This is a genomic window from Lacrimispora sphenoides (assembly GCF_900105215.1).
Classification (GTDB): domain Bacteria; phylum Bacillota; class Clostridia; order Lachnospirales; family Lachnospiraceae; genus Lacrimispora; species Lacrimispora sphenoides_A.
This window is the reverse complement of sequence record NZ_FOIP01000001.1, coordinates 2,112,587-2,132,349: the sequence shown is the minus strand read 5'-3', so window position 1 is coordinate 2,132,349 and position 19,763 is coordinate 2,112,587. Positions and strand designations below refer to the sequence as shown.

Sequence of the window (19,763 nt, the reverse complement as noted above, 5' to 3'; positions counted from 1 at the left end):
CCTATTGGTCTATTTTTCAAACTGTGATTTTTGTGGCAATAAATTCTGTAGAGCGTCGTTTATTCTTGACTTACATACATCAAAATCCTCTACTCTTGAAGTATCATTTATACATACCATTTTTATTTTTCCAGGATTACGTAAAAGTTCAATTATTGCATCTTCCTGTGTTGCAACATCCATTAAAATTCCAAAATTCCATCTTCTAGGTTCAAACTTTCCAGACATTAATTGCCAGTGTCTAAATAACCACTCATTTACATCATCCCTTGTTCTGAATTTATTTTTGCATGTATTGTCTAATACTGTATATTCCTTTTCCCATAATTCTGTCATGGTTGTTTTTAAATGTGAAAAAGGTATATGTGGTTCAAACAATCCTAATATTGACTTAAACTTACTAAAAATAAAAGTTCTAACAAGAAATTTACCATATTTCAAAGTATACCATTTACGATTATTTTTCTTAATGTCTTCAACCGAAAAATAATCATTTATTATCCCAAAATTATTGGCTTCAGTACAACACATAACATCTCTGAAGCATGGTGCTGGAGAAATCACTGCTATATCCTTTGGTAGTCCATCATGGAAAAAATCAGTAGGCTTCGTATCACCTATTACAAACATATCATCATTAAAATTAAGAAACTCTTCTGATAGGCCAGGTATCCTATGTAAATTTAAGTCTATTGTATTTGAATTAAATGTCGGAAGATAAGCTTCAGGAATGAAACCCTTATGATTAACTATATTTAATTTTGGACAATCTTCATTTAACCACTTCGGAATATGGCCCCACGTAACAAAATGGACTTTATTTATCCATGGCATGAACTTTTCAATTCCTCTAAAAATATATTGAATATTATCCCAGTCTCTGTATCTTGCATTATTATTACTTGAAGTATCTATTCCTTTTATCTTCATTTCATATTCTGATTTTTGTTTTAGCCATACATTATCATTCCCATCAACCCATGTAATTACAATGTCGATTTTATCTATATCCATAAATTATTATAATCCTTTCAAGGCAACAATCAGACTAACCAAATTTACTTTATTTTAAAGATATCTTTATATTCTTCTGCAATAAACTGCCAACTATAGGCATCTGTTATTCTCTGTTTTGCCTTCTTGCTCATTGTTTCAATTTTATCATCTGACAATTTATCTGATCTATCTATGAGATTTGCAAGATTCTGGTCTTCAAGTGTCCAATACAAAGCTGCATCTTCTGCAACTTCCTTATTAAACCCTACATCAAATAGAAGATTAAGCTTAGTACTTCCCAGTGCTTCGAGCAGGGATGGGTTTGTTCCACCTACTGAATGGCCGTGGATATAAGCGAATGATTTTTCTCTTATCTTTGTAAGTAGTTCTGGATTGTATACTGTACCTACAAACTTTATTCTCTTGTCATTTTTATAATGGAGCTTATTATCTAGATCACTCAGCATCTCTGGATTATTGGTTGTGATGATTACCAAGCACTTATCTGTATGGCTTTTCATGAATTCCCTGGTGATTGTTTCATAGTTATTCTCTGGTACACATCTACCAATAACTGTATAAAATGGTGTATTTATCTCATGTTTGTTCAACCACTCAACATATTTAGGATCATCAGCATTTAATGGGCTTGCAGATGTCTCTGCACCATATGCGATATATGTAGTCTTGGGATTGTATTTCTTATACTCTTCCTGAATGTATTTCTCAATATTCACGCTATCACATATCAAAAGATCAGCATATTTCACCATCAGTCGCTCAGATTCTTTCCAGTATTTTCTTACAGGAGTTGACCATTTAGCACGTTTCCACTCATGGCCATCTGGATTGACATAGACTTTACCACCTAGAGCATGTATCTTTTTAATGTATTTATTCATAAAAGGTCCGATTCTGCAGGCAAGGATATAAACTATTGGATTTTCTATATGTTCCTCTTCAATAATCTTACAAAATAGCTTTAATGCTGCTATATCATAATAAATTGCCTGAGCTGCACCCATCCACTCTGGAATATTGATCATATAGCAAGTTGCATTGCAATATGTAAATGCTCCGTTTTTTACTTCTGATGTTCCTTCCAATTCAGAAGGTATCATCTTACCATCACCATTTGCTTTGCATGCAATGTAATACTTTATACCTTTATTATCTTTATGGTATTCTACAAGCTTCTTTAAAAATGACTCATATCCACCATATTTTCCGAGAGATTTTGCTCCTGCCACAAAGCAGTTTGCAATCTTTTTATTGTCTTCCATAAGATAATGTTTTCTCCTCAATTACGTTAAACCTTTTTTGTTTAATTGACTTATTCCTAGTCTTGCATTATACTCATAAACATGAATTTCTTTATGCTCTTGTTCACCAACATAAGCATAAGGAATTCTTCTAAGATTTCTTTCCACATGCTTCTGTCTATTTGACATTGCATAGACTATTCCATATCAATGCAATAATTCGGTATGTTTTTTCCTCACACCATTAAATTCATGATGACACTCATGGATTTAATGCCATAATGAAAATATAAATTTAAGAAGCAACATCTTAATGTGTCGAAAACTGGCTTTTGATTTTTTCACCGTCAGAACACAGCAAACAGCAAAAGTTTTTTCCATTCGCTGCGGCATCTCTTTTACCCTTCTTCCAATGTGCCGGAATGCCTTTAAAAAAAGGCTTTCTGTTCATTTCTCCAGGTAAGATAATTTAAACCTCAGAGTAGATTTTTCATATCTTTGCTAACCTTCTCCCAATTATGCCGCAAGCAAGTAATCTTTAGCTGATATCCCTTTTTGTTTATAAGTAATTGTTTATCATCATCTGCAATTTTGCTTTTTCTAGTCTCCGAACCATAAGCAATAAAGGTTGTTTTGGGATTGGCACTATTAATGCCTTTGTCATCATAACTCTCGTGAATATATTTCTCAATGTTTAAGTACGTTTTACATTTTTTACTCTCCACTCCTAATTGTTGTACATAAATGTACTCATTGTATAATTCAATTCGAAGCATTTTATTTTAAAACTTCTATGCTCTAAAATAACCATAGAGAAAATCTCCAGTCCACCAAAAGCATCTATCCTCCACATAATATTATCATCATACCATATAAACCTCAACCACTTAAGATTAAATTAAGAATAATATATTAGCAATTCTGAAAAGATATGGTATTTCTCAAATTGTCTCTCTAAGTCCAGAATTCATTTATATAATCTATTACAAACGTCATTTAAGGCGCCTGCATGCGTTTTCTATCGAATTAATAATACGCTTTCATCTCAAATGTAATCAATGCCTACTCTATACCATCTTTATCTCTCACATAACTTTAGGGCCACTTACCAACTTCTTTTCACCTTTTACACAATACGCTAAAAATATATTCACTAACGGATTATAAGTCGCATCCAAAATATGATGTGCAATTACACAATTAATTGCAATCAAAGCAACTGCAAAAAGAAAATATATATCGCCTTTGTGTCTATAGCAGCATAAGACATAAACTACCAACAGTGCGCCAACGAACACAAATCCAAATCTAAGAAGTATATGGATGTAGGAATTATCAATAAAGAAATAATCCGTAGGCCATTGATCCGAGCCACCTGCTCCAACCATATCAACTACTTGTCCCCATAGTGTAACCGGATAAGTATCTAAACCCTGTTTTCCTAAACTCAGCCTATTTGATATTACTTTATTAACTAACTTAAGTACCTTATTTTCCTCATTATAATACTTAGTGCAAACAAAAGAGATTAGTGCAAAAAGAGGCATGCTCACCATCCCAAACCGTCTCCAAAAGTATCTCCACTTCTTCAATAGCCCTTTTCCATTATATGACAGTTTCTGCAACCAGTGGTTGATACCAAATACAACCACAACCAATACCATACTTAAACAGTCCAAACGTGTTTTGCAAAAATGGTATACCACACCTGCTATAATAAGAATACCAACAAAATGATACGTTTTCAACTGATCTGCCTTTAGATAACAGTAGGTCAGAATCATATAGAAAATATGGGAGGCAAAGTCCGTCACATAAATACTGCCAAAGGCAATTCGTACTCCCCTCCCAGAAGTTTTGTAAACCAGATTTTCAATCACCCCAAAAAAAGCCGCACAAAATGCTAAAATCATTATGGAACCGATTATCACCAAATAAACTTTTAAAATTTTTTCAAACGGAATATTCCTACATCCCACAAGTAGTAAAAGCCAGAAAAATGGATTCGTATATCCACTATTCAAATAAATTAAGATGGTACACCCAACCCCCGCTGCCATCCCCAGATATCCACCCACAGAATATGTGTCAAAAAAAAGAATTTTCATTGTTATGAAAAATATAGTTAGTAATAAACACAACTGACTGATACTGGTATTAAGAGGAAGCATGGTGGTTTCCCACATTCCTCTGCAAAGATAGATAATAAACCCTGTAAAAAAGAGTCCTTCTGCCGAACAGATTGCATTGATGTATTGTTTAAAATCTGCTATTTTATGTTTCATTATAAACTCCTGCCTGCTCTACTCTACAACCACATACCCCAAAATTTTCACTCCAAACTTTTCACACACAGCAATCTGTTCACTTATCTGTGAATATAAAGTCTTACCTACCTGTACAATCGCAATACTATATTTCGCATTAATCATATTCCGTAATTCTTCGGCATCATCGTTCACATGATACCCAGTATCAACCGACAAATCCAGCTGGCTAATCTTGTCTATATAATCCACGACCACTATTTTTGTCAATTCATCTTCGCTTAATGCATTAATAAATACCCCGGACATCTGATACTGCTCAGACCAGAGCTGTATATCCAAGACAGTCCGGTCTATGGATGGCAGATAACCTCTTGCAGAACTATAAGTGGCAATTACTGGCAGATTGGCACTAAGCAGATCTTCCTTTGATTTCAAATAATTTCCCAGAATAAATTTAATTGAATAAAAACACCATAAAAGCAAAATTCCAAAGACTGCACCTGTTCCTGCAAATTTTATTACTTCTTTTAATGGATTGACCTGGGCCATAGCCGCAACCTTTGATTCATTTTTCTCAATGTATGAACTCTTGCTGCTTTCCTGAGAAATTCTTTTATTCTCCAAATCAACCTTATAGGTCAAAAAGTTTTTTAAATTATTGATATTATTATTTTGTGTATTCGCAACATTAACATCAGCCTTTGTAAAACTTGAGGAGCTTATCTTCTGAATCGTAAACGTGTTCTGGGCCTTGGCAATTACAGGCACTTGCCCATTAATATGATTTTCAATTGATTCCAAAAGTTTTTGGGCCTGCTCTTTTTCGTGATGATAAATCGAAATATTCAAGATATTGCTTCCTGTTGAACTCATTATTATTTCTTTCAAATACTTGGTATCCAGATCACCATACTCTTTAGATAAATCACTTAACAGGCCTCCTTCATTAATAAAATAGGTAAATGAGTTCAGAACATTACCCGTATTGCTTGTATTGGATATGGCAAACTGAACAGAAGCTGCATAAATATTCTGGGAATCTAATTTCATATAGATCGATTGGTCCATATAATCCTGCAGCTGGTTAATTTGCTTTTGAACCAACTCTAGGCCTCGGTCCAGCTCCGATATTGCATTATCATAATCAGCAACTGTATTCTGATAGTTCTGAACTTTCTTTTCCTGTTCTTGCGAAAGCTGCGCACTGCTTATTCCCTTTTTATATCCGCTAACCGCAAATACCGCAGTAAATAACAGTACAAAAGTAAACAGCAGCTTTTTTCTTTTCATTATTTCTACATATATATTTCTGAGATAGATGGATTTAATTTGCCTCAAAATTAGCCTCCTTATATTTCCATTTCGTTCTTTATACCGCATCCAGATAAATCAGACTGACAGGCTTGAACTTCTTCCTGTAATTATGATATACTCATAAAAGTCAAAGAATCGAGGTGTCTAATGCTCAGTAAGAAATCATTAAAAACAAACTTTATCATGAATGCGGTCTTAACTGCCTCTTCATTTATTTTCCCTCTCATAACTTTTCCATACGTATCAAGAATCCTTCTGCCAGTCGGTATGGGCAAGATAACTCTCACCACTTCTATTGCTGCCTATTTTTCCATGGCAGCAATGCTTGGTATCCCCACATATGGTATACGTGCTTGTTCACGAGTCAGAGATAATTCCATAGAATTATCTAGAACTGTTCACGAAATATTTTTCATTAATTTCATAATGACTGTTTTTGTGTATACCATCTTTTTTATATGTTTATTTAAAATCCCTCAATTCAAGCAAGAAAAACTTCTCTACATTATTTGTAGCTCCAGTATATTATTTAACCTTCTAGGAATGGAGTGGTTATATAAGGCACTGGAGGAATATCAATATATTACCACGCGCTCTATATTGTTTAAATTCTTATCCGTCGTATTAATGTTCGCTTTGGTACACAATCAAAAAGACTATGTTATTTATGGAGCTATTACTATATTTGCCAGCGTAGGTTCTAATTTTGTAAACTTTATTAATGTCAGAAAATATATAAAATTTGGTTATATTGGGCCTTACAATTTTACACAGCATTTAAAACCCATTTTTACATTTTTCGCCCTCACTGTTACCACTACTATATATACCAATATGGATATTATTATGTTAGGATTTATGAAAGGTAATTTGGAAGTAGGATACTATAACTCTGCAATAAAGATTAAAGCTATATTAGTCACTTTAGTCACTTCTCTCAGTACGGTCTTACTTCCAAGAGTATCCTATTATGTTGAAAAAAATCTTAAAAAAGAAATTATGGTTTTAACAGAAAAGGCTCTTCAATTTGTAATTTTAATCTCCCTGCCTTTATGTGTTTATTTTTCATTTATGGCAGAAAAAAGTATATTACTTCTTTCTGGCACTGCCTTTTTAGGGTCCGTACAGCCTATGCAGATCATTATGCCAACCATAATATTTATAGGAATAACAAATATAATAGGGATTCAGCTTCTCGTACCTCACGGCAAGGAACATCTGGTTCTTTACTCTACCTGCGTTGGAGCACTTGTTGATATTATATTAAATGTATTATTAATACCCCAGCTGGGAGCATCTGGTGCCGCTATAGGTACACTGATTGCTGAGTTTGTAGTTCTAATGATACAGCTTTTTTTCATTCGTAATGACTTCAGTCAAGTATCGAAAAATTTACAACTTTACAAAATTCTATTTTCATCGCTGACCGCCAGCTTCATCATGATTTTTATAAGAAACATAAACACAGGATCAATATTTATAGATCTTCTGCTTACTTCTTCCGTTTTCTTTGGAGTCTATATACTTTTTATAGCACTGATTTTACACTATAAACTTTAACACCTTATAGTATAGCCCAGGCCGGTTCTGTATATTAATAGTGAATCAATAAATATGCATTCATTATTAAATGCAGAACCAGTTTTATTAAAGCAATAATCTACTGTATATTCTGCACATATCTTTCTTTACATACTGGTCACTGAATTCCTTTGCACAGAGGCGATTCTTCTCCCCCATCTCTTCCCTCATTTTCCTATCTTCCATCAAGATCCTAATGGCTTGACCGTAAGAGAGAACATCACTTGCAGATTTCACCACAATACCTCCTGCACAGTAATCCAGCGCATGTTCAGCATACTTTCCCATCAAGTCTCTGCTACCGCGAATATCAGAGCATATGACAGGAAGTCCATATGCCATCGCCTCCAGCATAGCCATGGGAAGCCCTTCTTGAATTGATGGAAAAAGGAACACATCAGCTATCTGTAATATTTCTGACATATCTTCCCGATATCCCAAAAAAGAAACTAGTTCCAATACCTGAAGTTCCTTAGCCAATTGATGAAGGTGTTTTTCTAATACCCCATGCCCACAAATAACGTAATGAAAGTCCATTGTACTATTTTTCAATTGTGCAATTGCCCATATGATTGCTTCATGATTTTTACGCTTTATCAATTCTCCCGAAGACAAAAGAATAACCTTACCTTCAGGTATTCCAAGTTCTTCTCTCTTCCTTAAAACTTCGACAGTTTTTTGAACTCTTTCTAGATTTATTCCCACACCAGGAATATAGTCTACATTCCTGGCATGAAATTTTTTCTTTGCCCTTTTATAATCCTCCTTATTAATACAGATTAACTCATCAGTAAAAAATGAGAGAAGTTTCTCAACGGGATAGTATAGTAGCCAGTTAACAAGTGGTGCTCCCGAATAGAAATGAAAACCATGAGCGGTATAAACTACCGGTGCCGTTTTCGTTTTATGAGCCGCTAGTCGGGATAATACGCCTCCCATAGGTGTATGGCAATGGATTAGTCCAAAATCTTCTGTCGTCATAAGGCGCTTCAACTGCTTATATGCCTTTACATTTTGAGACTTAAACGGGCTTCGGGCGAAATCTACTTGATGCTGGATAATACCAGTGCCATCTAATCTATGGTTATCATTTCCATAAGAAGGGTAATTATAGTTAGCAGCATAATGAATCTCATAACCCATCTCTTGCAGTATACGAACATTCGCCATTTCGAACTGGGGAACAAAGCCACTGACCGTCGTAACCAAAAGTGCTTTTTTATTTTTCATATTTTTCACTCTCCCCCTGTTTATGATCTTGGCAAAAGGGACCTATATTTATTCCAATATTTTTCTGAGGTTAGTTCCTTCCAATGCTTTTGGTAATTATCGTAATACTTATCATAAAATAACGGGAAAAATATAACCCGAAAGCACACAATAATAATATCTTTAATAGATGCATTTACTTTTTCAGAGCTTACCTTCTGGTGAAAATTATCAATTTCCAGCCCTTCCCACCATTCCACTCCTTCAAAAAAGTCCTTCATTGCATTTATTCGTGTATGAAAACTCAGCTTAGGTATTAACACCCCAGCTGCTAATCGGCAAATCAACGCGGCTGTTAGTGCCCACTTTGAATACCCTTTTTTGTCATAAAGAATATTCATCACCATAAAATTTCTAACATCATAGTAATCCCTTATCAGGTTTTTCCTAACAGAAGCAATCTCATGCCATACACAAATACCGTTAAGAAATATCCAGTTCTTTGCATTGCGTAGACCATATTCCACATCATCGCAATGAATAAAGAAAGGAAAAGGTAGATTATTCAGGCCAATCTCAGATAACGGAATACAGCTATACCACCAGCCATTATAATCTGCAGAATATATTTCGTCATTTTTCATAATACATTCCGCGTTCCTTAAATCGTATCCTTTTCCATGGGAGCGTGATATACCATCCCAGTTTGCGCCTGATTCTTCCTGAATGTTCGGCTCATCACGTCTTAACATCGCACCTCCTATAAAAGAATGCTTGTAAGTATGTTTCAGCAGACATAGCATGGAATACGTTCTTTCAAATGCTTCCGGCTCAATATCGACATCATCATCCATCAAAAGGACATGGGTATAGGATTTTTCTTCCCTCTGATGAAGCGCTTCAATAAGACCTCTTGTAAAGCCTCCTGTTCCACCAGTATTACGATTAGGGTATAGCTGTATATCTTTAAAATCAAAGTTTAGAGTTTGTCCATTATCTATAACTATGATATCTAAACGGCTATGTAAAAGTGACTTATTGTTTTGCAATATTCTCTTTCGAATTTGTTCTATGTTATCTTGTATATAACCTTCTCTCTTGTAAGTACATATAGCGACTGCAATCCGGACATCATCGACTGCGGCCTCATCCCCCGAATAATGCAAGTCTTCCAGAAACACGTCTGAAATAGCTCTTATTTTTACAAAACACATACTATCCTGATGCTTCGGCAATAGTGCTACACTGATTGATGTTTCAACAGGGTAATTTTGTTCACCGCTGTAAATGCATTGATCATATACAGTATCTTTTAATACAATCCTTTCAAAAATTTCCAGAATGTAATGACCTTTTATTTGTCCAGAAAAATTTATTTTATTAACCGTTGTATACTCTTTCCATTTTTTTATGGATATACTATTAAAATAAGTTCCTGCATCAAGAACTCCGCCTTTTATTATTTGAGCCTTATTATACTCCATAATCCGAACGTCCTCGTTGGATACAACATATAGTTCTTTAACAGAAGTTTTTACAGAAGACGGAAACACTATTGATTGTAATCTCATTAATTCCCCCCACGTTTATAATTTACCATCTTAGAGATCAAACTATAAAGACAATAATTGCTTTTTCTTAAAATAATTATTGCAGGATTTTTAACAGCTTGATAAATTTCCCTATAGTTGCTTTGTATCTCCTTCTCCATCTTCATCAACTTTTCTTTATGATTCAAACCAAAACTAAGGTATATCTTATATTGACTGGTAACCATTCTTCCAATTATCACAGTCATGCAATTGCAACATGGTTCATTTTTAAAAGCATTATAGTATTCAAGCAGACGCCTCAATACCCGTTCATGCTGCAGGCATCTTTTTCGCATATTCTCTAAACTTACACTCTGTGTTGGCTGTCCGATCCTATACATATATACACAATCTGGAATAGCTGCTACAGAATTTATATATGGAAGCGGAAATGTAATATATTCCATATCCACATAATAGCAATGTTCATCAATCTTATCAGGGATCTGCCTTAGGACTTCCGTCCGGTACGTAATCGCATGCATCTTAAAAAATATTTTATCCACGACGCTTGTAAAGGACACTTTACGACCATATTCGATACCCGGACATACTTGCTTTACTTCTGTAGTCACCTTTTCTGTAGCGTCATCAACCCAATAATAATTACTAAGAACCAAATCAGCATCAGTATTGCGCAAAAGATCAACCAATTTTTTAAGGCCTTCCTCTAATACCCAGTCATCGCCATCAACCACTTTAAAATATTTACCCTTTGCTTCCTCTATCCCTTTATTAATAGTTGAGCCATGACCTCCATTTTCTTTCGTAATCATTCGAAAGGTCTGGGGATATTTATTCACATAATGTTTTCCAATTTCTGCGCTGGAATCTGTTGATCCATCATTAACAATCAAAACCTCCAGGTCTTCCATGACATCTGGCACCAAAAAAGAGGCTAAACATTGGTTTAAATACTTTTCCACATTATAAGTTGGTATAGCAATTGTTAAAACTTTTACTTTTTCATTTCCCTTCATCTGACTGTACCCCTTCCGTAGCTTCTTTCATAAACATAATTTTAGGTGTCATAAAAATTAGCCTTAAGTCCAAAAGCAACGAATAATTCCTAATATATGTTAAATCCAACTTTAGCTTATCATACGATGTTGTATTATATTTCCCGTAAATTTGCGCATAACCTGTAAGACCTGCTTTGACCCTTGTCCGATAAGAGAATTCCGGTATATCCTCTAGTATTTCTTTAACAAGTTCGGGGCGCTCCGGCCTAGGGCCCACAAGAGACATATCACCCATCAATATATTAAAAAGCTGAGGAAGCTCGTCTAATCTTGTTCTCCGGAGAAGATGCCCAATTGGCAATATTCTGCTATCTCCCTCTGCAGCCAAACGTGCTACCCCATCTTTTTCGGCGCCCTGAATCATAGTTCGAAACTTATAAATATTAAATACTCTATCATCTATTGTTAATCTGGCTTGTTTAAAAAAAATAGGGCCTTTATCTGTAAACTTAATGAAGAGGCCTATAATTAAAAAAAGAGGGCTTGTTATTACAATTCCTGACAAGGCCCCTATAATATCTACAAAGCGTTTTACAAATAACTGCTCAATAGTTAAGCCCTCATTTCTGGAAAGATATAGTGGTGAATCGAAAAGATTTAGCTCTACTGTGCTTTTTAATAATATATCTGAAATCTTAGGAACGTTATAAGTACGAATAGAATTAGAAAAACAATATTTTAATATTAGATTCCGTTCATGGGAGGATATATCACCGACTATGACTCCATCATACTTTAATATCTCCTGTTGTAAGAGGGGAATGCCCTGCTCGATGTTAATGATTTGGCATATTTCATATTTATCCTCTCTTGAATTAATCTTTTCTACAAGGTGATAATCTGACCTTTTTCCAGATATCAATAACATTTTTCTCGGTGGAAACATCTTTCCATAAATCCATTGATAGGCTAATGTCCAAATTACTATAACCAGGAAATCTAATCCAGTCATCCTTATTAATTGCAAAGGATTTAAGAAATGTTTATCCAAAGCAGCAATCTGCAAGTACGTAAAAACATTGGTAAAAATGACTGCTAATATTTGTGAATAGATTAAAATCCCCTTTTTTAAATATCCAACTTTAAATCCGCCATATGTATTCATGAAAAGGACTAGAATAATCCCATATAGAAAAATCATCATCCAGTTCCCACGGCGATAAAACGGAAATTCTAGAATCTTGTTATAATAACCGATCCACGTCCAACCATACATCACAATTAGCATTGACGCAATCCCAAAAGTGAAAATCAACTTAAAGAGTCGTTTATATTTTTGATCAACTTTCATTTAAATGCACCTTTATCTTTATTAATCTAATTGTTAATTTGCCTAATGCCTTATTAGTATAACATATTACCCGAAATTAGTACAATCTTCTCCATTACAAAAAGCACTGTTAATATTTAAGATTTTATGAATAAACTCCAAAAACTGGTTATTTTATACAAAATCAACAGTTTTTGGAGTTCATGTTATCTAAGCTTTATAATTTCAGTTAGTAAAATATTGGCCAATTAATAAAATGTGCAGAATACGAAAGTCCACCCCCGTTCTCTGGAATATAGAATTTTAATCTAAACACAATTTTGTATCTTCTCTTACTCCCGCGAGCCCTATTGCTAAAAGAGTAAACATAATTGGAGTAACAATAGGCACACTTATATTGACTGTTGCTTGAACTGCATAACAGATAACAGCAAAGAAAATGGCCATAATGTGAGCATCTCCCTTTGATCTTCTAAACATACTAACTCCCGATGATATCAAAAATGCTATATACGAAATCAAGCTGAATGGTCCCATGGTAATAAAATATTGTAAATATTCATTATGCACACTATCAAAAACTTCCTGGTATTTATGAACCATGTCATTATAATTATTAAAATGAGTTAAAAGACCATAGGTATCCGGTCCATATCCAAATATTTTATGAATCATGGGAAACCTGCTATAATTCTCAAGACCGATTCTCCAAATATATCCCCTATGAGTTCCCCAATCATCGTTAAACAACAAATAAGAGTTCAACTCACCATATCGATTCAATTTTAAAATATTTACTTCATATAAAACATATGCTAAAAAAGCAGTAGCCATAAATAGAAACACAAGCCACGCAATCTGCCATTTGTGTCCCAGGTTATCTTCCTTACCCCTTCTAAAATGTCCGACAATATATACCAGTATACTTAATGCAACTACACTAACTACAATATATTCCAATTTACCATAGCCAGATAATTTCTGTAAAATCCCATCCATTTCCAATACATAGTCTGGTATAGTTTTATTTATAAAATCCATCACAAAGATGACAACAGAAAATGAAGCAATCATTAAAATATATCGTTTTACGCCAGTCCTTGTACTAAAGATATATAGAGGTAAAAAGGCAAAAAGAGCTCCTAATGCAAGATATGAATTATCACTTATACCCATGATAATTGCAAAGAATGAGATAATCATACTTATATAATATAAAATCACCTTCCAAAAAATACGCTCTTTTGAAAAAAGAACGGAAGAAACAGCCATTATCATAGCAATATAGGAGGTATAACTATTAATATTGCCTATGGTTGAAACAAATATATTACGCTGACCAGGATTCATGTTAACTTTAAACTTTAATATATCAAGTTTAAAATAGTCTGTAATTCCAAACAGACAAATCAATATTCCAGTGAATAAAAATAGATCTAATATCCATTTATTAAATTTAAATGTCCTGCTTACAATAAGAATACTAATTCCACAAATCAACAAAAGAAAACATCCTATATATCTCCCCTCATTACCCCAAAAAGATTCAAATCTATAATCGGACTGAATAGTTGATACAATAGCAATCACCATAAACATTAGCAATGAAATTTCTGAAGGTGTTAATGATTTTCTCTTTTCTAAAAAAAATCTCAAATTTTCTCGATTGTATTTTTTTGAAACAATATTCATAATAAACATTACAACGAAAAAAACAAGTGAAGTCACAAAATAAAAACGATATTTAAATATTAAAATATCAAAATAATAGTCATGAAATACTATAGGAAAAATCCCCAAAATAATAGCCACATAGATGGCAGTTATCACCTGTAAAACCCGAGGTTTATTTTCTACTGATTCAGTGTAAAAATGTTTTTCTAAATTTATCTTATCATCCATAAAATATTCTCCTCGTATCCATATTTAATGTATAACTTGGTATCACAGAACATAATTGCTTTCACTAGTATATCATTGAATGGTAGATTGCGCAACTTGACAACCTTAATATTATATTGACAAAACTTTAATTTTTTACCATAAACCTCTGTTTCCGTATAAACATCCCATAACGAAAGAAGGAGCATGCTCATGATTAGTATGCAATATATGTCTGAATAATAAGGTATTGAAATAGAGTACAATTAATCGATAGGGATACTGTGAATACAATAGCCAAGGGATATATATGTGAAAGTTGCCTTTATCTAAAGAATGTATAGAAAGTAAGGAATATGTAAAAAGGTCACACGTCATATCTAGGAACCATATATGGAGATGTAAAAAAAATATCCGTTATACGTAGACAGTGAAGGAACTGTATTCCCAGCGGAAATGAAACTATAGAACATCTCTTTGGAAGAGCGAAAGAAAACCATGATTTCGATATAAACAGATGAAAGTAAAGGCCGATTGGAAAAAATGGCCGGGCTTTCGTTTGTATGCATGAATCTATAAAAACTGGCAAGAAAATCAGGACATCTAAAAGAGGCTTTTCTTTGTTGAGACCAAGTATCATTATGTATAAGTCAAGACTACTGGCTTAGCCGGTGGCTTTAACCACCCCTATAAGGGTTTTTACCTGCTTGCTCGAAAAGCGCTCCGGTAGTCTGCCCACCTCCCCTGCAAGGGGGTATTTTTTTGTGATATAAGAAAATCGGTGCTAGGACATAAGTCCTAGCACCGATTTGTCTACAGTTTGGGTGTGTAATAGATAACCTATTACCCACTTTTAAGACAAACTTTTTGATCTAACTAATTAGCTTTCTACAAAAACTGCTACGATGTTCTCAACGCTCTGCTTGTAGCAACGATCATTGCCATCTTTAGCTTTTGTCTTATTTTTCTGAACAGCACCAGAAGTATTTACTAATTTAAATTTAGTATTAGCAACAGTCTTAACTTCGTAATACTCGGAATACTTCTCAGCATCAGTATTATTTGAGATTGTATAGTCTTTAATGAAATCATCAGTTGTTAATAAGGAGTAAATTGTGATATCCTTATCATTTTCATCTTTTGTTTCTTCAATCTTGACTACAGCATACTTATCATCTTTGTCTGCTGATAAAAGCATACCTGCAGAGTAATATTTTTTGTTATCTTCGCCATTCTTACCTGTGCCCTTATAGCTGCCAGACTTATTGAATAAGAAGTTGAAATTATCTCCATCAATATCAACAGTCTGCTTATTTGTCTTCATTGCACCGTCAGAACCACTGCCAAAGTAATAGCAGTTATAACCCAATTTTAACAGATCTTCAGAATACTTCTTAAAGTTAGCTTCTGTATCGAATGGATAATCATCATTATCATCTGCTAAGATCTCATCAATCTTAGTTGTGCTGCCAGCTTCAAACTTGATAAATCTCATTCCAGCTCTCATTCTGCCATATCCGTCAAATGCATACTTCTTACCATTGACAGTTTCAATCTTAGAGGCAACTAAATTACCGTTTCTATCAGAATAATACCATGCATCTGAGCTATCATCATAGTTACCCTTATTCAGGTTCTCATCTGCAACTACCTGGAACCAACCTTTGGTAACTCTTGCGCCATCTTCTGGAGAGCCATAGTATTTGAACTTATCGCTATAAGAAGGAGTACCCTGCTCATTTTTTACATCGGTTGGAGTAGATGGTGTACCATAGAATACCCACTCTGCATTCATACGGCCATGTTTATCAAAGCTATATTTTTTGCCATTGATAGTCTCACCGTTCTTACCAGCTAACTTCTTACCATTGCTCTTGAAATAGAACCAACGTGTCTGATTCTCATCATCAAATACGTTTTTGCTGGAAAATCCGTCTTCATTAGTGGCTTCATAATTAGGATCTACGATATCAAGAGATAACCAGCCTGTTGCCTGAGCACCATCGTTCTCGTCTCCACAGTAATAAAGACCATTTCCTTCTTCCCAAGCGTCATCACCGGTTTTTCTTTCACCATTGGTATCAATCCAGCCATATAACATCTTGCCTTCATCATTAAAGATATACTTCTTGCCATTGATGATCTTAAAGTTAGCAGTGTTGCTGGTTGAAGAGGACTTAAAAGCCTTACCATTGGAACCGAAGTAGTACCAGTTATTTAATGGTTCTTCATCGCTGTCTCCATCATAGTCTTCATTCTCAACAGAAGCCCACTTATTGGTAGCCATAGCACCGTTCTCATCTACATAGTAGTAGTTATCGTTGTATTCAACAACAACATCGGTAGCCATCTCGCCATCTTCGTTTAAGTAGAACCAGTTATCTCCTGATTTCTCCCATTTCTCTGTCTCTAAGTCGCCGTTCTTGTCATAGTACACCCATGAACCATTTTCTTCCTGCCAGCCAGTTGCTGCGAAAGAGGACATGGAAGCGCCTAATGCAAGCAGTGCTGCTGTTGATAATACAGCAACTAATTTGGTCTGCTTTCTCATAATTAATGCACTCTCCTTTTTTCTTTTTGAAATACTCTTCGAAATTCCTAATTGCATTACGAGGTAATTATACTTCCTATAATGGAAATTATCAATACCTTTTTTACTTTTTTTGCATTTTTTGCAAAAACAAAAAAATATTTACATTTCCGGCAGAAGCTATCAATTCCTCCATCACATGGTATAGTATAATACAATTTTTTGGAAAATGCTATAACATTTCTCTGTGTATTTTCTTACATAATCTTTACGAAAATGCAATACGGGGGAAGGATTGTATTTTTATTAGTACAATCCTGTTTTTATGGACTTATTCTTCTGTTTTTTCTTGATAAACCTTATAATATCTGTTGTTTCAAAAGCGAAAAACAGAGCTCCATCCTGATCAAAAAGTCATCTTTTTTCCTGCTAAACACAACAAACCTAGTTTGTCACAGAGCAAAACAGTACAAGATTAAACCACATATCATAATCAATTCATAATTATTCTCAAGCACCTTAGCCCATGCCATACCGACAATCTTCTATCGCAATCTCCAAATACTATCTACTTTCACAATCCAATCGCAGTCCCTATAACTATCCAATTGCAATCCCTATCAACATCCAATCGCAATCCCTATTGCAATTTGCCATTTCAATGGTATAATGTTCATATATCTATAATAACATCAAATTCTGAACACCTTTCGCAATTTACCAATTTATTAACTATACGGAGGTCACACGACTATGGATCGTAACGTCATCATCTGCCGTTCCATTCTGGAAAACCCGGCAGTCACACAGAGAGATTTATCAAAGGAGCTTAGCGTTTCCCTGGGAACCGTTAATAACTTAATAAAGGAATGCATAGAAAAAAAATACATTGAGATTGGAAACGGCAATGACCTATACGAATTACTCCCAGCCGGCCAAGCCCTTCTAAATGAAAATAAAGTAGACGGCGCCGTCATCATCGCCGCCGGCTTCGGCTCCCGTTTCGTTCCCTTAACTTTCGAGACCCCCAAAGGCCTGCTTGAAGTGTTCGGAGAGCGAATGATCGAACGGCAGATCCGCCAGCTTCATGAAGCAGGAATTAAAGACATTACCATAGTGGTCGGATATTTAAAGGAAAAGTTTGAATACCTTATAGACAAATATCAGGTTAAGCTTCTATATAATCCCGAGTATTCCCAGAAAAACACCCTGACCACCATTTATCATGCCCGCAAACTCCTCCGGGGCAGAAATATGTATGTTCTTTCTTCCGACAACTGGATGCGCCACAATATGTACCATGCTTATGAAAGCGGTGCATGGTACTCTGCTTCATATATGGAAGGAGAAACCTCCGAATGGTGCCTTGATTATAATAAGAAGGGACGCATTTTAAATGTATCCGTAGGTGGCCAGGACAAATGGGTGATGTATGGACCGGTTTTTTTCTCAAAATTATTCTCAGATCAATTTTTAACCGTACTGGAACATTATTACAACCTTCCTGGAACCGAGCAGTTTTACTGGGAAAATGTTTATATGGAAATGCTGTCCGGAGAAGCTGCCAAAAGGCTTCCTCATATTCCGGAAGCAAAACAGGACATTGATCTGTTCGTCAACCGAAGGCCGGCCGATGAAGTATATGAATTTGAGAACCTGGAAGAGCTTCGCCGTTTTGATTTGAAATACCAGCACCATTCTGATAATGAAGCAATGGAATTAGTATCGACCGTATTCCAGGTACCGGAGTCAGAAATCACAGAAATACGGTGCTTAAAATCAGGTATGACCAACAAATCCTTCCTATTTAAAATAAAAGACCGCCATTATATCTGCCGCATCCCGGGAGCTGGAACAGAGCTTCTGATCAACCGTCAGCAGGAAAAAGCAGTTTATGATGCCTTAAGCGGACTGGATATCACGGAAAAGGTCATTTACTTTAATGGGGAAACCGGATATAAGATTGCGGAATTTTATGAAGGTACTCACAATGCCAACCCTTCCAGCCGGGAAGAAATGGAGCACTGCATGGCGGTTGTCCGAAGGCTCCACAAATCCGGGCTTAAGGTGGACCATTCCTTTGACATTCGCGAACGGATCGACTTCTACGAAAAGCTTTGCATGGCCCACGGTGGTATCCCGTTTGACGATTACGCCGCTGTCCGCAGGCAGATGACTGAGCTATTAGACCAGTTGGACAACCTAAAGCATGAGAAAGTCCTTTCCCATATTGATACAGTGGTCGATAACTTTTTAATGATGCCCGATGGTAACGTGCGCTTAATCGATTGGGAATATTCAGGAATGTGTGATCCCCTTATAGATATCAGCATGAGTGCAATCTACTCCTACTACAATGAAGAAGAAGCAGATGACCTCATAAGGATCTACCTGGAACGGGAGCCTTCTGAAGAAGAGCGTTTCACCATTTACGCTTATATCGCACTTGGCGGTTTTCTATGGAGCCTATGGGCAGTATATAAGGCAGCCTTAGGAGATGAATTTGGTGAATATACCATAATCATGTATCGGTATGCAAAAAACTATTACAAAAAATGCTCCAAAATCTCCAAATAATGAGATTTTTGGAAATTGTCCGCAAATCGTAATAAAATGTTTAGGTATTTCTGTCGGTACTGTGGTATAATGTTCACGAAAGCGATGAGCAGTGCGAAATAAGACGGATAAAGATTTTCGTTGTGCCCCGCACATAAGAAAATCTTTATCCGTCTTATTTCATAGGGCGAAAGCCCGTGAGCGAGTAAAACCTACGGTTTTACTCGCTGCACTGCGGACTATAGCATATGAATAAAACGGCTAGACAGGAGGAAGGACG

Annotated in this window: 12 protein-coding genes; 2 read left to right on the top strand and 10 right to left on the bottom strand. The window is 35.3% G+C overall.

What is annotated here, in order from left to right; all coding sequences use genetic code 11:
- Positions 1–9: 9 nt before the first annotated feature.
- The 4 genes from BMW45_RS09670 to BMW45_RS09650 all read right to left on the bottom strand — a co-directional run bounded on the left by BMW45_RS09670 (position 10) and on the right by BMW45_RS09650 (position 5,866).
- Positions 10–1,014: a Stealth CR1 domain-containing protein gene (locus BMW45_RS09670; protein ID WP_092246314.1), complete on the bottom strand. Its 1,005-nt coding sequence runs from the start codon at positions 1,012–1,014 to the stop codon at positions 10–12.
- A 44-nt stretch (positions 1,015–1,058) separates the two neighbouring features.
- A complete protein-coding gene (gene cps2T / locus BMW45_RS09665; RefSeq protein ID WP_092242790.1) occupies positions 1,059–2,279 on the bottom strand; it encodes a beta 1-4 rhamnosyltransferase Cps2T in 1,221 nt (406 codons plus the stop codon).
- 1,064 nt (positions 2,280–3,343) lie between these two features.
- The gene (locus tag BMW45_RS09655; protein WP_092242780.1) at positions 3,344–4,543 is read right to left on the bottom strand and encodes a hypothetical protein; all 1,200 of its coding nucleotides are present in this window, start codon (positions 4,541–4,543) and stop codon (positions 3,344–3,346) included.
- A gap of 18 nt (positions 4,544–4,561) precedes the next feature.
- Positions 4,562–5,866: a hypothetical protein gene (locus BMW45_RS09650; RefSeq protein WP_092242778.1), complete on the bottom strand. Its 1,305-nt coding sequence runs from the start codon at positions 5,864–5,866 to the stop codon at positions 4,562–4,564.
- A 123-nt stretch (positions 5,867–5,989) separates the two neighbouring features.
- Between BMW45_RS09650 and BMW45_RS09645 the strand changes: the two genes are divergently transcribed.
- Positions 5,990–7,402, top strand: a complete 1,413-nt coding sequence (locus BMW45_RS09645) for an oligosaccharide flippase family protein (RefSeq protein WP_092242774.1) — start codon at positions 5,990–5,992, stop codon at positions 7,400–7,402.
- Between the two features lie 87 nt (positions 7,403–7,489).
- Here the strand turns inward: BMW45_RS09645 and BMW45_RS09640 are convergent, their stop codons facing one another.
- From BMW45_RS09640 to BMW45_RS09615, 6 genes are all read right to left on the bottom strand, one after another.
- The gene (locus BMW45_RS09640) at positions 7,490–8,653 is read right to left on the bottom strand and encodes a glycosyltransferase family 4 protein (RefSeq protein ID WP_092242764.1); all 1,164 of its coding nucleotides are present in this window, start codon (positions 8,651–8,653) and stop codon (positions 7,490–7,492) included.
- Between the two features lie 20 nt (positions 8,654–8,673).
- Positions 8,674–10,116, bottom strand: coding sequence for a glycosyltransferase family 2 protein (locus BMW45_RS09635; RefSeq protein WP_166433311.1), 1,443 nt, complete (start codon positions 10,114–10,116; stop codon positions 8,674–8,676).
- Positions 10,117–10,202: 86 nt separating this feature from the next.
- Complete coding sequence (locus BMW45_RS09630; RefSeq protein WP_092242751.1) at positions 10,203–11,204, bottom strand: glycosyltransferase family 2 protein; 1,002 nt, start codon at positions 11,202–11,204, stop codon at positions 10,203–10,205.
- Positions 11,191–12,537: an exopolysaccharide biosynthesis polyprenyl glycosylphosphotransferase gene (locus tag BMW45_RS09625; RefSeq protein WP_092242748.1), complete on the bottom strand. Its 1,347-nt coding sequence runs from the start codon at positions 12,535–12,537 to the stop codon at positions 11,191–11,193. Before BMW45_RS09625 ends, BMW45_RS09630 begins: the two co-directional genes overlap by 14 nt.
- A gap of 282 nt (positions 12,538–12,819) precedes the next feature.
- Entirely contained in the window at positions 12,820–14,418 is a 1,599-nt protein-coding gene (locus tag BMW45_RS09620) for an O-antigen ligase family protein (RefSeq protein ID WP_092242743.1), read from the bottom strand.
- Between the two features lie 859 nt (positions 14,419–15,277).
- Entirely contained in the window at positions 15,278–16,948 is a 1,671-nt protein-coding gene (locus tag BMW45_RS09615; RefSeq protein ID WP_092242740.1) for a PspC-like choline-binding domain-containing protein, read from the bottom strand.
- A gap of 732 nt (positions 16,949–17,680) precedes the next feature.
- Between BMW45_RS09615 and BMW45_RS09610 the strand changes: the two genes are divergently transcribed.
- Positions 17,681–19,504 (top strand): sugar phosphate nucleotidyltransferase, encoded by a 1,824-nt coding sequence (locus BMW45_RS09610; protein WP_092242737.1) that lies wholly within the window; start codon positions 17,681–17,683, stop codon positions 19,502–19,504.
- The last annotated feature ends 259 nt before the right edge of the window (positions 19,505–19,763 follow it).